The organism is Pyxidicoccus caerfyrddinensis (genome assembly GCF_010894405.1).
Lineage (GTDB): Bacteria > Myxococcota > Myxococcia > Myxococcales > Myxococcaceae > Myxococcus > Myxococcus caerfyrddinensis.
Genome location: NZ_JAAIYA010000002.1, coordinates 805,724 through 818,812 on the forward strand (window position 1 = coordinate 805,724; position 13,089 = coordinate 818,812).

At 73.0% G+C, this 13,089-nt stretch carries 12 protein-coding genes; 3 read left to right on the forward strand and 9 right to left on the reverse strand.

Annotation, left to right across the window (positions count from 1 at the left end):
• Positions 1-31 precede the first annotated feature (31 nt).
• The 5 genes from G4D86_RS06755 to G4D86_RS06775 form a co-directional block, all read right to left on the reverse strand.
• On the reverse strand, positions 32-817 hold the full coding sequence (locus G4D86_RS06755; RefSeq protein ID WP_163990681.1) for a phosphodiesterase: 786 nt from the start codon (positions 815-817) through the stop codon (positions 32-34).
• A gap of 58 nt (positions 818-875) precedes the next feature.
• The gene (locus tag G4D86_RS06760) at positions 876-3,869 is read right to left on the reverse strand and encodes a GspE/PulE/PilB domain-containing protein (protein WP_163990683.1); all 2,994 of its coding nucleotides are present in this window, start codon (positions 3,867-3,869) and stop codon (positions 876-878) included.
• A gap of 51 nt (positions 3,870-3,920) precedes the next feature.
• Positions 3,921-5,237 (reverse strand): RDD family protein, encoded by a 1,317-nt coding sequence (locus G4D86_RS53725; protein ID WP_275899099.1) that lies wholly within the window; start codon positions 5,235-5,237, stop codon positions 3,921-3,923.
• Between the two features lie 192 nt (positions 5,238-5,429).
• Entirely contained in the window at positions 5,430-5,696 is a 267-nt protein-coding gene (locus G4D86_RS06770; protein ID WP_163990685.1) for a GlsB/YeaQ/YmgE family stress response membrane protein, read from the reverse strand.
• Between the two features lie 109 nt (positions 5,697-5,805).
• Entirely contained in the window at positions 5,806-6,540 is a 735-nt protein-coding gene (locus G4D86_RS06775) for a 16S rRNA (uracil(1498)-N(3))-methyltransferase (RefSeq protein ID WP_163990687.1), read from the reverse strand.
• 205 nt (positions 6,541-6,745) lie between these two features.
• On the opposite strand from G4D86_RS06775, the gene G4D86_RS06780 reads away from it, so the two are divergent.
• Both G4D86_RS06780 and G4D86_RS06785 read left to right on the forward strand, forming a co-directional pair.
• On the forward strand, positions 6,746-7,741 hold the full coding sequence (locus tag G4D86_RS06780; protein WP_163990689.1) for an asparaginase: 996 nt from the start codon (positions 6,746-6,748) through the stop codon (positions 7,739-7,741).
• Between the two features lie 41 nt (positions 7,742-7,782).
• Positions 7,783-9,120 (forward strand): adenylate/guanylate cyclase domain-containing protein, encoded by a 1,338-nt coding sequence (locus G4D86_RS06785; RefSeq protein ID WP_163990691.1) that lies wholly within the window; start codon positions 7,783-7,785, stop codon positions 9,118-9,120.
• A gap of 102 nt (positions 9,121-9,222) precedes the next feature.
• Here the strand turns inward: G4D86_RS06785 and G4D86_RS06790 are convergent, their stop codons facing one another.
• The 4 genes from G4D86_RS06790 to G4D86_RS06805 form a co-directional block, all read right to left on the reverse strand.
• A complete protein-coding gene (locus G4D86_RS06790; protein WP_163990693.1) occupies positions 9,223-9,738 on the reverse strand; it encodes an Mpo1-like protein in 516 nt (171 codons plus the stop codon).
• An 11-nt stretch (positions 9,739-9,749) separates the two neighbouring features.
• Complete coding sequence (locus G4D86_RS06795; protein ID WP_163990694.1) at positions 9,750-10,238, reverse strand: Mpo1 family 2-hydroxy fatty acid dioxygenase; 489 nt, start codon at positions 10,236-10,238, stop codon at positions 9,750-9,752.
• A 109-nt stretch (positions 10,239-10,347) separates the two neighbouring features.
• Complete coding sequence (locus G4D86_RS06800) at positions 10,348-11,346, reverse strand: AraC family transcriptional regulator (RefSeq protein ID WP_240360078.1); 999 nt, start codon at positions 11,344-11,346, stop codon at positions 10,348-10,350.
• A 63-nt stretch (positions 11,347-11,409) separates the two neighbouring features.
• Positions 11,410-11,880 (reverse strand): HIT family protein, encoded by a 471-nt coding sequence (locus G4D86_RS06805; protein ID WP_163990698.1) that lies wholly within the window; start codon positions 11,878-11,880, stop codon positions 11,410-11,412.
• 82 nt (positions 11,881-11,962) lie between these two features.
• On the opposite strand from G4D86_RS06805, the gene G4D86_RS06810 reads away from it, so the two are divergent.
• Positions 11,963-13,087, forward strand: coding sequence for a metal-dependent hydrolase (locus G4D86_RS06810; protein WP_163990700.1), 1,125 nt, complete (start codon positions 11,963-11,965; stop codon positions 13,085-13,087).
• Positions 13,088-13,089 lie beyond the last annotated feature (2 nt).

Below are 13,089 nucleotides of genomic sequence, written 5' to 3' on the forward strand. Positions count from 1 at the left end.
CCGTACGCCTTGAAGTGCGGCAACAGCGGCTTCATGCGCGGGACCGGAAGTCGTCGATGTAGCTCGTATGCGTCACGAGCCCCGCGGACTCGCGCCACAGGTGCAGTTGGCAGGCGGGTGGCTCGCGGACCATGGCGAGGCGGCCGGGGACTTCCAGGTCGAGCACCAGCTGGAGCATGGTGCTCGGGCAGGTGCTGGCCACCGTGCCCGCGAAGCGCTTCACGATGGGCCGGTGCAGGTGGCCGCACAGGACGCGCTCGACCTGCGGATGGCGGCCAATCACTTCGGCCAGTGCGTCCGAGCCCTCCAGCCCCATTCCATCCATGACGCGCACGCCGGTGAGGAATGGCGGGTGGTGCATGAACACCAGCGTCGGCTTCTTCGGGGCCTCGGCGAGGCGCGCCTCGAGCCACGCCAGCCGCTCGCCGCACAGCAGCCCGCCCGGCTTGCCCGGCACGTGCGTGTCCAGGCCGATGAGCCGCAGCGGGCCCTGCTCCACCACGTACTGCAGGAAGCCCTTCGCGGGCAGGTAGCCGAGGTGCCCGAAGGCGGCCCGCAGGTGCTCGCGGTCGTCGTGGTTGCCCGGGATGACGAACCAGGGCATGGGCAGCGGCTTCAGCAGGGCCGCGAGCCGGACGTACTCCTCGGGATGTCCGTCGTGGACGAGGTCTCCAGTGATCAGCACCGCATCCGGGCGTGGCTCCAGGCGACACAGGTGCTGGACCGCGCGCTCCAGGAACGGGGAGCTGTCGGAGCTGCGTTCAACGTCCGAGTCGGGAGTGCTGATGTGCAGGTCGGAGATCTGCGCGAGGAGCATGTCCGGAGGCTACCAGCATCGGCCCGGGGCAAGCTCCCCGGCATCCCGTGCAGGCGGCCTACAGCATGCCCAGCCGGCGTGCGTTGGCCGGGTCCACCGCCGCGGCTTCCCAGCGGCGCACCGCCACCTCGCGCTCGGCCTCGGGGGCGTCCGCGTAGTAGCCGAGCGTGTCGTTGAGGGCGCGGCTCAGCTCTTCAATCGCCGCCAGCCGCACGTCCAGCTCGCGGTGGCGCAGCGCGGTGACGAGCCAGTCCGCGCGCCGGCGGCTGCGGTTCTCCGCCCACCACGTCGACCACTGGCGCGGGCTGAGGCCGAAGGTGGCGCGCGTCACCTCGCGCAGCGCCTCGGCGGCGGCCTGGGCGCACATCTCGTCGTCGCTGCCGGTGAGCTGGATGAGGCCTTCAATCGCCTCGCGGTCGTGCAGCGCGCCCAGCGCCCGCGCGGCGAGCGAGCGGCGCATCGCGTCCCGGTTGGCCAGCTCCTGGCGGAGGTCGCGCAGGGCCGCATCCAGCCGGGGGAGCTGCTTGAGGGCGGAGGCGGCCACGCGCGCGGCGCTGGAGATGTCCGGCTCCATGTCGAACAGGCCGCGCAGCACGCCGTCCACCAGCTCCACGTAGGGCAGGTTGCCCGCGGTGAGCAGCGCGAAGTAGCGCGTGTCCGGGTCGTGCGAGTCCAGCAGCGGCGCCAGCGCGTGCGCGGCGGGACGGCCCAGCCGCGAGAGGGCGCCGGGGATGGGGCCCAGCTCGTCCGCCTCGGGCAGCTCCACCACGGGCAGGCGGCTCCACGCGGTGGGGCCGGGGAAGTGCTGCGACAGCACCTTGGCGCTGGCCTCGGGCGAGCGCGCCAGCTCCGCCATGGCGTTGGCGCGCTGCGCGGCGTCCGGGCCCGTGAGGCGCTTGAGCAGCGGCGCGAAGTCCGGCGGCGGGCGCTCCTCCTGCGACTGCGCGCGCGGAGGCAGCGCGGCGGCGCGGCCCATGTTGCCCGTGGCGCCACGGCCGAAGAAGGGGCTCCAACCCAGGCCCGCGACGACGGCGGGCGCGGGGGCCGGCAGGGCGGCGACCGGCACGTCCACGTCGATGGTCAGCTCCGGCTCCTCCGTCGAGCGCAGCTCCGACAGGCGCTGCTTGCGGAAGAGGATGAGCTCCTGGAAGGCGGCCGGCAGGTCCTGGCAGAACAGGATGTAGTCGGACAGGCGGCGCTGGCTGATGGGCTTCTGGCCGCAGTCTCCGTAGAGGATGGCCACGAGCCGGCCCTTCACCTCCACCGGGTACAGGAAGACGGTGCGCGGCGTCTGCCGGCCGAACAGCTCCAGGTAGTGCCGGGTGAGCGCGTCCGGCGGCAGCGGGCCCGCGTAGCTGCCACGCGTGACGGCCACCGTGCGGAAGACGCTGCTCGCGTCGAGCGGGACGGACACCTGCGTGAGCTGCTCGCCCGCCATGCCCTCGCCGCGTGCCTCCAGGCCCTGCGCGGCCCCGCGCACCACGGCGAACGAGGCCACGTAGTCGAACGTGCGGCGGCCGAAGCGCAGCGCGACGTCGATGAGCCGGTCCCGGTCCTTGGTGGCTTCCTTCAGCGCGGCGCGCGCCTGGGACAGCGTCCAGTCCGGTACGTCCTGGCTCACGGGCGCGGAAGGCTGCGGGCGGGCCTCGGGCGCGGAAGGCTCGGAGGCGCGCGGCTTCGGTGCGGCGCCGGGGTTGGGGAAGACGAGGAACGCGGGCTCCGAGGAGCGCGTGGGCGCGGGAGAGGGCGGGACGTCGGCCCTGCCCAGCGGCGAGGGGAAGCGCAGCGTGGCCGGGGACTCGGGAGCCGGAGGCTGCGCGGGCGCGCCCGGCGGCCAGACCTGCGGCGCGCCAGTGGCGGCGACGGCGTTGGTACCCGGCTGCGCGGAGGCGGGCGCGGGAGGCCAGACCTGCGGCGGCGTGCCCGTGGCGGGCCGCTGCGGAGGCGTGGGCGGAGTCGCTGCCCGAGGAGCGCCGTTGGCGGGGCCCGGCGTCGGGGCCGCCGTGGGCTGAATCACCGGAGCAGCCGCTGTCGCGGGCCTCGGCGGGGACGGCGGGCCGCTGACAACCACGGCCGGAGGCGCGGGCTGCGGGCTGGCGGCGATGACAGGCGGCGCGGCCTTGGCCGCGGGCTGCTGCGGGCCGGCGGTGATGACGGGCGGCGCGGCCTTGGGCGCGGGCTGCTGCGGAGCGGCGACGACGGGCGGCGCGGCCTTGGGCGCGGGCTGCTGCGGAGCGGCGACGACGGGCGGCGCGGCCTTCGCCATGGGCTGTTGCGGAGCGGCGACGACGGGCGGCGCGGCCTGCTCGCCCTTCGGCATGTTCAGCCGGAGCGGTGCACGGACGAAGGCGGGTGGCTGCGGGGTGAGCGCCTCGGCCGGTGGCGGGGGCGGGCGCTGCGGCTCGCGCGCGGGAGGCTCGGCACGCGCGGGCGCGGCCGGCTCACGCGGGGCGGAGCGCGCCTCGGTGGACAGCGGCTCCTGGGCCACGGAGCGCGCCAGGCGCTCCACCATGTCCGCGGTGAGCGAGTCCTCCTGAGACTGGGCGGCCGATGCGGGCGTGGCGGCAGCGGCGGCGTTGCGCTCGGGGTCCAGCGCGGCCGCGAGCTGGGCGAAGCGCGGCGGGAGCGGCTGGCGGTAGATGGTGGAGACCCACTCGCGGATGCGCACCTCGGTGGCCACCCACACCTCGAGCGGCTTGCCGAGCAGGAAGCCCACCTCGTCGAGCTCCTTCTTCGGCACCGGGTAGCCGCACGCCACGTGCAGCGTGCTGCCGTCCAGGGACAGCGGCACCACGCACAGGCGCTCGGCGATTTTCGGTGGGATGAAGGAGGCGACGTCCGTGTTGGGCTCGAAGTCCATCAGGTTCACCGGCCGGAAGCCGGAGACCTCGCCCAGCAGCGCGAGCACGTCCGCCTCACTGGCGACGCCGCGCTCCAACAACAACGTGTCCAGGTGCCCGCCCTGTGCCTGGTGCTGGCGCAGCACCTCCCCCGCCTTCTCCTGCGAGAGAAGATTGCGCGAGACGAGAAGCTGGGCGAGGCGGGCGGGCATGTAGGCGCGGCATCTTACGGCCGCGGCCGCAAGGCACAATGAAACGGAGGGTCAGCTCGGTTGGACCACGAAGGTGGACGTCAGCTTGTCATGCAGTGTCTGCCCGCGGCGGTCGAAAAGCGCCATCCAGAATCCGCCCAGGAAGAGCACGAAGGACAGGCTGGCGAGTATCGCGCGCACGATGGCGCGACCCGGCGCCGGGGCGACGCCGTGCGTGTCCACGAGCCGCAGCCCGAGAAGCAGCCGGCCGAGCGTGCGCCCGTTCCAGAGGAAGGCCGCCACCGCGCAGTACACGAGCGCCAGGACCAGCACCAGGAAAAACCCCGGCAGCAGGACGGTGTGGAACGCGCGCAGCCACGCGACGAAGGCATCCAGGCCCACCAGCCCGGCCTCGGGCGCCTTCGTCCCCGTCACCGAGGAGGCGAGGGTGATGTAGAGCGCCGCCACGCCAGCGATGGCCGCCGTGTCGATGGTGAAGGACAGCAGCCGGCGCCACAGCGAGGCCGGACGCGCGTGCACCTCCGCCGGGTTGCCGGTGGCGGAGACGCTCTTCGCGGCGGGCGCGCGAATCGCCTCGGAGCGAGAGATACCCACGTTGGCCGCGGCGGCGGGAGTCGGAGGCAGGGACTCCATGCGGGGCAGGCCCGACGGCGCGGCGGATGCCGCCACCGGCGCCTCGGACATGAGGGGCAGGCCGGACGTCGCGGGGGCCGAGGACTCCATGCGGGGCAGACCCGAAGGCGCGGGGGCCGGGGACTCCATGCGGGGCAGGCCGGACGGCGCGGGGGCCGCGACACCGGGCGCGCGGGGCGCGGCGGCGGAGGGCGTGCCGTAGGCCGGCGTCATCGGCGAGCCGGCGGCCGGAGGCTGCGCGGCGCGCGGCGCGGCGGGGGCCTGCGGAGGTGCCACGCGCGGAGCTGCGACGGGAGCCGGAGGCTGTGCGGCCTGCGGAGGTGCCACGCGCGGAGCTGCGACGGGCGCTGGAGGCTGCGCGGCCTGCGGCGGCGCCATGCGCGGAACGGCGGGCGGAACAGGAGGCTGCGGCGCGGCGGCACGCGGAGCGGCGGGGGGCGGCTGCGGCGCCGCGCGCGGAGCGGCGACACCGGGCTGCGGAGGTGCCATGCGCGGAGCGGCGACACCCGGGTGTCCGGGCTGCGGCGCGGGCATGCGCGGAGCGGCGGGCGTCGGCAGCAGCCCAGACAGCGGCGCCACGGACGGGGGCGCGTTCGCGGTCTCGACGAAGGCCGGCTCCGCGGCGCGCTCCGCCGAGCGACGGTCAATCCGGATGTCCCGGTCGAGCAGGCTCGGCACCGGAGTGTCATGGAGGGTGGAGGCGCAGGAGGTGCAATCCCCCACGGGCGGAAGCATGGCACCGCACTTCAGGCACTTGGACAACGGACTCCTCCGGCTTGAACGACAGCCACATGAAAGGGCGTTCAAGCGCGGGGGGCAAGAAAAGTGCGAGCCCCCGAGGTTCCTCGCTTGAGGAACCGTCAGGGGCTCGTCAACAGCTCTATCGACACGTCCCGTGCGCGACGTTCCGTGTGGGGTGCTTCACCCCTAGGCATGGACACGACGACGTCCCGCTGCCCCGACCAGCAAGAGTACTGCGATGGCGCCAAGCACCGACATGATGATGCCCGACGGGTGCAGGTCGAACAGACGGCCGTCACGCTGGAAGAGCGAGCCAATCAGGCCGCCCACGAGCGAACCCACCATGCCGAGCAACGTCGTCGCCACCAGGCCCATGCTCTGCCGGCCCGGGAGGATGGCGCGGGCGATGAGACCCGCGATGAGGCCGATGACGATGAATGCGATGATCCCCATGAGTGTCTCTCCTGTGTTGAGGGACCATGAGGTCCCGGACGGCAGAAACCTAGGAATCACCATCCGACATTGGGAACCCGCCGGGCCCGGGCGCACGACTGGTCGCTCGCTACCCGAGTTCGCCGTCCAGGTGCATCATCACCGCAAGAGCCGCCAGGGCAGCGGTCTCGGTGCGAAGGATGCGCTTGCCCAGGGTGACATTGCGCGCGCCCAGCTTGCCGAGTGCATCCACCTCGTCGCGCGCAAGCCCGCCCTCGGGGCCCACCACCAGCGCCACCGGCGTGCCCGGGCCCGCCGCGCGGAAGGCCTCGCCCAGCGGCACCGCGGACTCCTCTTCATCCAGCACCAGCAGCACCGTGCCGGCAGCCAGCGCACGCGCCGCTTCAATCAGGGGGCGCGGCGTCTCCACGCGCGGCACGTCGTCGCGGCGGCACTGGCGCGAGGCCTCCTCGACAATCTTCTGCCATCGCGAGGTGCGCTCCTCCGCGCGCTTCGGCTCCAGCTTCACCACGCTGCGCGCGGTGGCCACGGGGAGGAACGCGGTGGCGCCCAGCTCCGTGCCCTTCTGCAGCACCCACTCCAGCTTGTCTCCCTTGGGCAGTCCCTGCAGCACGCTCACCGCGCGGCGTGTGGGCGCCACACGCGCGGTGCCGAGCGTCACGCGCACGACTTCCGCGCCCACGCCCGCCACGCGCGCCTCGAAGGCGCGGCCCTTGCCGTCGAAGACCTCCAGCGCGTCGCCCTCCTCCAGGCGCAGCACGTGGAGGAGGTAGTGGCGGCGTTCTCCGGTCAGCTCCACCTCGGCGGGGGCGGGCTCCGGCAGCGGGCAGAAGAGGCGGACCACGGCGGCTTCCTCCAGCGGGGCTCGGGACGTCCCGCGACGAGCAAAGGGGCGCGACTTCAACAGCAAGCCGCCGCCCCGCGCCAGCGTGCTTCTTCGCGCTGTCGTCCCCGGACTGTCGGGTGGGATGAGGCAGGCAGGGAGGCGGACGGACCGGGCAGGGAAGGGGCCGAGCAAAGCGGCGCCGGTCCTGGTATCTGGCGGGGCCATGTCCACGCTCACCATCGAGACCACCCGCTCGGGGCTGGTCGAGTCCGTCCACGCCGTGTCCGTCGCGGTGGTGGACACGGAGGGCGCGCTCGTCGCGCAGGCCGGGGACCCGAGGCGCGTCACCTGGTGGCGCTCCGCGGCCAAGCCCTTCCAGGCGCTGCCGCTCGTGCAGGACGGCGCGGCGGACCGCTACGGCTTCGGCTCGCGCGAGCTGGCGCTGGCGTGTGGCTCCAACTCCAGCGAGCCGATGCACCGGGCGCTCGCCGCGTCCATGCTGCGCGCGTGTGGCTGCGAGGAGCACCAGCTCGCCTGTGGCCCGCACCCGCCGCTGTCCCAGTCCGTCGCGGACGAGGCGCTGCGCGCGGGCGTCGTCATCACCCCGCGCTGGAGCAACTGCTCGGGCAAACACGCAGGCATGCTCGCGCTGGCGCGCCACCACGGCTGGGCCACCCAGGGCTACGAGCGCGCCGGCCACCCGGTGCAGGAGCGCTCCCTCGGGGAGGTGCTGCGCTGGACGGGGCAGTCCCGTGACGCGGTGAGGCTGGGCGTCGATGGATGCACGGCGGTGTGCTTCGCGCTGTCCCTGAGTGCAATGGCCACCTCCTACGCGCGCTTCGGCGTCTCGTCGGAGCCCGCGGCGCGGCGGCTGCGCGAGGCCATGGTGGCGCACCCGGAGTTGGTGGCGGGTACCGGGCGGCCATGCACGGACGTCATGGCGGCGGCGCGGGGCGCGGTGGTGGCGAAGGTGGGCGCGGAGGGCATCTACTGCGCGGCGCTGCCGGCGCTGGGGCTGGGCCTGGCGCTGAAGGTGGAGGATGGCGACATGCGCTGCTCGCCTCCTGCCCTGCTGTCCGTGCTGCGGCAGGTGGCCGAGCGGCGGGGACTCTCGCTGCCCCTGGCGGACTTGAGGCACCATGCACAGCCGGTGCTGCGCACCACCCGGGGCGAGCCCGTGGGCGAACTGCGTGCCACCGGCACGCTGCGCTTCCACTGAAGGCCCCGCTCGAACGGAATTGATTGAAGGAGCACGTCAACATGCGCCGACGTCACAAGCGCCACGGAAAGGGCCGCGACACCACGGTGGCCCGCTTCGAGCAGAGCCGCGCCAACGAGGCGGTAGTGCTGGCGGAGAGCTCGCTGGTGGGCGAGCGCCGGGTGTCCTTCCTCCGCCTCGCCGTGCTGGCGCTGATGGCGTTCACCCAGGGCGTCGTCGCGGAGCTGTTCGCCGAACCCTACCGGCCGGTGATGGACGGGGAGCGCAAGCTGGCCATCGGCGCCTACGCGCTGTTCGCCGTCATCGCCTTCGTCGTGCTGCGCTTCCAGAAGCCGCATGCCAACAAGGCCCGGTGGTTCCCGCTGCCCACGACGGTGGTGGACACCGGCTTCTTCTCGTACATGGCGTGGCATACGTGGACGCGCGCCGGCCACTTCGACGCCGGCATGCTCGCGGCCAGCCTGGGCATGGTGCTGGCGTTCTCGGTGGCGCGCTACTCGTGGCTGCACGTGCTGCTGTCCACGGCGCTGTCGTCCACCGCGTACGCGCTGCTCGCGGGGATGACGGGGCACGGCTCGCCGGCGCGCGTCAGCTTCGTCGTGTGCTGCTACGTGGCCCTGGGCGCGCTCATCGCCCTGACGAACGCGGAAGTGGGCGGCATGTTCCTCAACCTGCGCCGCCGCGATGGTCTGTCCCGCTTCCTGCCGAAGCAGGTGGTGGAGCGGGTGATGCAGCTCGGGGACGTGTCACTGGAGCCGGTGCAGCGCGAGGTGACCATCCTCTTCAGCGACATCCGCGACTTCACCGCGCTGAGCGAGACGCTGCAGCCGCGCGAGGTGCTGGAGCTGCTCGACGAGTACTTCGGGCACATGTCCCATATCGTCATGGCGCGCGACGGCATCGTGAACAAGTTCCTCGGGGACGGGATGCTGGCGTGCTGGGGCGTGCCGGACCACCGCGAGGACCACGCGGAGCTGGCCATGCGCGCGGCGCTCGACATGCGGGCGCGGCTGGAGGAAATCAACGCGCACCGGGAGCAGCAGGGCAAGCCCCGGCTGCGCATCGGCATCGGCCTGCACACCGGCGTGGTGGCGGCGGGCATGCTCGGAGGCGCCGAGCAGCACGAGTACACCGTCATCGGCGACGCGGTGAACCTGGCCTCGCGCGTGGAGGGGCTCACCAAGGCGCTCGGCGTGGACATCCTCGTGAGCGAGAGCACGTGGCGGCAGGGCGGTGGCCGCTTCGCCGGTGAGCGCCTGACGGAGACGCACGTGAGAGGCCGGCGCGAGGCGGTGGTCGTCTACACGCTCGAAGGCCGGCTTCCCGCGCCGGAGCTGGCGCCCGTCGTCGCGCCCATCCCGGCCGCCGCGGGCACGTAGCCGGCCGCTGCCCGCTTCGGCTCGCCTCCCGCGCGTCGCCGGCCCGGAAGTCGCGGGCCGCATCCACGCGCGGTGGACGCGGCCCCGTACTTCCTCAGCCCGTCACGTCGCCAGCCGGGCCGCGGGCGCGCCGCCCGCCGTCGCGCGGGCGTGCAGGTCTCGCTTCAGCCCCATCGCGAACAGGGCGAGCGTGAGCAGGTACACGGGCTCGATGAAGAAGAGCAGCGGCCCGCCCAGGGACAGGCCGTGGGTCTTCTTCTCGAAGACGACGTGCGCGCCCACGACGAGCGCGAAGCGCACCACCATCACCCCCACCGCCACCGCGGCGGCGGTGCTACCGGGGAGCCCCGCCACCGACTGCGCGGCGGCGAGCGTGGGCACCAGGGGCAGTGCCATCAGCAGCCCCGCCGTCCACTCCAGGGAGACGGCGTAGAGCGCCACGGCCACCACCAGCGCATGCGCCGCGGTGAGCTCCAGGCCGCCCACCGGCACGCGCACGAGGCTCAGTGGCACCAGCAGGGCGAAGGTGAACATGTACGCGCCCACGAAGTGCACGGCGCGGCTGACGCCGTTCTCATGCAGGGGCATCCAGGCGCGCAGCTTGTCGGCGAAGCTCATGGACATGACGCTCAGGCGCGCGCCGGGGCGCCGGCCGGCTGCACGGGCTTGAGGACGTAGTCCCCGAAGAGCACCGCGACGAAGAACAGCGGGCCCACCAGCGCGTGGACGAGGTTGGTGAGGAACGAGGGCGACTTCTTCTCCCAGACGCTGTGCCCGGCGAGCTGCACCAGCCAGCCGAACACGGCGATGGCCACCACGCTCCAGGTCGGCAGCATGCGCCCCACGGGGAAGCACGCGGCCATGAACAGCACCACCATGAGGCCCAGCTTCACGTCCGCCCGCAGGTACCAGATGGCGGACAGCGCCCACGCCACCATGCCCAGCGTCAGCACTCCGCCCGGCAGCACCGGCACGGCGACCAGCTTCACCCAGTCCAGCATCGTGACGATGTGCAGGACGATGAGAGGGATTGCAATCTTGTGCGTGAGGCGGTTGGTGGGGTGCTGGTGCGAGGAATAGTACTCGTCGAAGAGGGCGACCACCTGGGGCTTGAGCATGCGTCCTCCGGGGGAAAGGGAATGCGGGACGTGCACGGTAGGGGAAGTCATGCCCGGTTTCCTGGCCGCACGCGCCAATCTCCTGGCAGCGGACGCCAGCCGGTGCGGCTCAGCCCTCGGAACCCTCGCGCCAGACGCGGGGCGTCATTCCCGTCCAGCGCTTGAAGGCGCGGTCGAAGGTGCTCAGCTCGGCGTAGCCCAGGAGGAAGGCCACCTCGCTGACGCCCAGGTGCGGGTCCTTGAGGTACTGGAAGGCCAGCTCCCGGCGCACCGTGTCGACCTCGTCCTGGAAGGACGTGCCGTGCTCGGTGAGGCGGCGCTGGAGGGTGCGGAGGCTGACGTGGAGCCCCTTCGCTACGTCCCCCACCTGGGGCGCCCCTTCTTGCAGGAAGGCGCGGATGGCCTCGCGCACGCGCTGGACGAAGTCGGGCACCGACGGGCCAGGTGGCGGGGCGGAGGCTGGCGGCGGTGTCCCGGCGGCGCGCTCCAGCACGGAGAGGAGCACGGGGTCGGCGCCCAGCACGGGCATGTCCAGGCTGGCCGCGTCCAGGGTGAGGGCGTTGAGGCCGCCGCCGAAGGCCGGGGTGACGCCGAAGTGCTCCACCAGGGGGCGCACGTCGGCGGGCGCGGGGTGGGCGAAGGCGACGGCGCGCGGATTCCACGGGCGCTCGGTGAGCTGGCGGCCCACGTGGACGAAGAGGGCGAGCCCGTACTCGCTGGCGTGACGGCCGTAGGCCAGGGGCTCGCCGGGGATGCCGTAGGCGAAGGTGCCGCTCCCGTCGTCCGCGCCCTGGAAGGACGCGTGCCACGCGGGCTCCAGCAGCGCCATGTACCGGGCCAGCGCGCGGAAGGTGTCGCGCACCGTGGGCGAGGCCCGGGCGATGTACTCCACCAGGCCGTAGGTGCCGCGCGGCACCCGCTGCGCCACGTGCAGGCCGAGGAACGCGTCGCCGGAGAGCGCCTCCGCGGCGTCGAGGAAGGCGTGCAGCGTGGCCAGCGGGAGGCTGACCTCGGGCAGCGACGCGGCGTTGGCGGGGAGGCCAAAGCGCTCCACCAGCGGCGCCGGGTCATGTCCCGTCGCGCGCAGGTACGCGAGCAGCGGGCCCACGAGCTGGGACCGGACGTCTGCCGGGGGCCTGGTAGGGGTCGGCGTCTCCACGCGGGCGGGACGCTACCCCGTCCCGGGCGCGAGGCCCAACGCGGCGAGGAGGCGCTGGCGGAGCGCTTCGAGCTCACCGGGGGCGTACACCGGGCTCGTCACCGCGCGTGGGTTGATGGGGCCGCCCTCGAACGCGTCTCCTACGTAGCGCGGGAAGAAGTGCATGTGGAGGTGGGGCAGGGAATTGCCATGCACCTCGTAGTTCAGCTTCACCGCACCGGTGAGTGGCTTGAGGACTCGGGACACCCGCTGGATGTCACGCATGAACGCGGCGCCTTCGTCCATCGTGAGGTCGTGCAATTCCACGGCATGGCGGCGGAACACGAGGCAGCAGTAGCCGCGCATCGGCGAGTCCTCGCCCAGCGTGAGCCACGAGGACTCCAGCTCCGTGAGGACGTTCAGCGGGCCCCCGCGCAGGCAGATGACACACGACGCTCCGCTGCACAGCCGGGCCCACTCGTCTGGATTGGTCCATCTGCTCATCGTGCCTCTTCTATACTCAAACTATTCCTGGATGACCGGGCCATGCGGCCGGGGTGTCCACTCACTGGAGTGATTCGCGTCCATGGACAACCTGGCCCACTCGCTCGTCGGTGCGTGGATGGCGGAGGCGGGGCTGAAGCGGACCACGCCGCTGGCCACCGCGACGCTGGTCATCGGTGCCAACCTTCCGGACGTGGATGCCTTCGTCGCCTTCGCGGGCTCGGACGCGTCGCTCTACTGGCGCCGGGGGTGGACGCACGGTGTGCTCTCGCTGTCCCTGTGGCCCTTCGTGCTCACGGGGCTGATGTTGCTCTGGGACAAACATGTCCGCAGACGGCGGCACCCGGAGCTGTCACCGGCGCGCTTCGGCCCGCTGCTCGTGTGCTCGGTGCTGTCGGTGCTCAGTCATCCCGCGCTGGACTGGCTCAACACGTACGGCGTGCGGCTGCTGATGCCCTTCGACGGGACGTGGTTCTACGGGGACGCGCTCTTCATCGTGGACCCGTGGGTGTGGCTCCTCGCGGGTGCAGCGGTGGTGATGGCGGATGCGCGCACGCGCCGCTCCGTCGCGGGCTGGCTGGTGCTGGGCGCCGCCACCACCGCGCTCATCACCATTCCCGACTTCGTGCCCTGGCCCGCCAAGGTCCTCTGGAGCGCGGGCATCATCGCCATCCTGTGGCTGCGCTTGCGTGGCACGCCCACGGTGTCGGCGCAGCGCGTGGCCACGGTGTGCGGTGTGGCGCTCGTGCTGTACCTGGGCGCCATCCTGGTGGGCTCGCAGGTGGCGGCGCCGGGCGCGCTGGCGTGGCTGCGCGAGCAGAACCTCCCGGTGGAGCGCACCATCGCCGGCCCCATTCCGGCCAACCCCTTCGTGCGGGACATCATCGCGCTGGCGCCGGACCGCTATCACTTCGTCAGCGCGAACTTCCTGGAGGCAGCAGACAACCGCTTCCACTTCAGCGACGCGAGCCAGCCGCGAGAGCCCAATCCCAGCGCCGTCATCCAGGCCGCGCTCGCCGCGCCGGAGATTCGCGGGCTCGCCAACTGGCTGCGCCTGCCCACGTACGATGTGGCGCAGACGGCGGATGGCTGGCGCGTCACCATCCGCGACGTGCGCTACTCGCGCATGCAGAGCGGCGGGCTGGGCACCGCCGTGGTGGAACTGGACCGAGACCTGCGGCCCGTGCGCACACGGGCCCGCGAGTAGGA

Bases quoted from the DNA above. Each gene is read 5' to 3' on its own strand.
- G4D86_RS06755 (WP_163990681.1), bottom strand. From the start codon at position 817: ATGCTCCTCGCGCAGATCTCCGACCTGCACATCAGCACTCCCGACTCG.
- G4D86_RS06795 (WP_163990694.1), bottom strand. From the start codon at position 10,238: ATGCTCAAGCCCCAGGTGGTCGCCCTCTTCGACGAGTACTATTCCTCG.
- G4D86_RS06790 (WP_163990693.1), bottom strand. From the start codon at position 9,738: ATGAGCTTCGCCGACAAGCTGCGCGCCTGGATGCCCCTGCATGAGAAC.
- G4D86_RS06770 (WP_163990685.1), bottom strand. From the start codon at position 5,696: ATGGGGATCATCGCATTCATCGTCATCGGCCTCATCGCGGGTCTCATC.
- G4D86_RS06785 (WP_163990691.1), top strand. From the start codon at position 7,783: ATGCGCCGACGTCACAAGCGCCACGGAAAGGGCCGCGACACCACGGTG.
- G4D86_RS53725 (WP_275899099.1), bottom strand. From the start codon at position 5,237: ATGCTTCCGCCCGTGGGGGATTGCACCTCCTGCGCCTCCACCCTCCAT.
- G4D86_RS06810 (WP_163990700.1), top strand. From the start codon at position 11,963: ATGGACAACCTGGCCCACTCGCTCGTCGGTGCGTGGATGGCGGAGGCG.
- G4D86_RS06760 (WP_163990683.1), bottom strand. From the start codon at position 3,869: ATGCCCGCCCGCCTCGCCCAGCTTCTCGTCTCGCGCAATCTTCTCTCG.
- G4D86_RS06805 (WP_163990698.1), bottom strand. From the start codon at position 11,880: ATGAGCAGATGGACCAATCCAGACGAGTGGGCCCGGCTGTGCAGCGGA.
- G4D86_RS06780 (WP_163990689.1), top strand. From the start codon at position 6,746: ATGTCCACGCTCACCATCGAGACCACCCGCTCGGGGCTGGTCGAGTCC.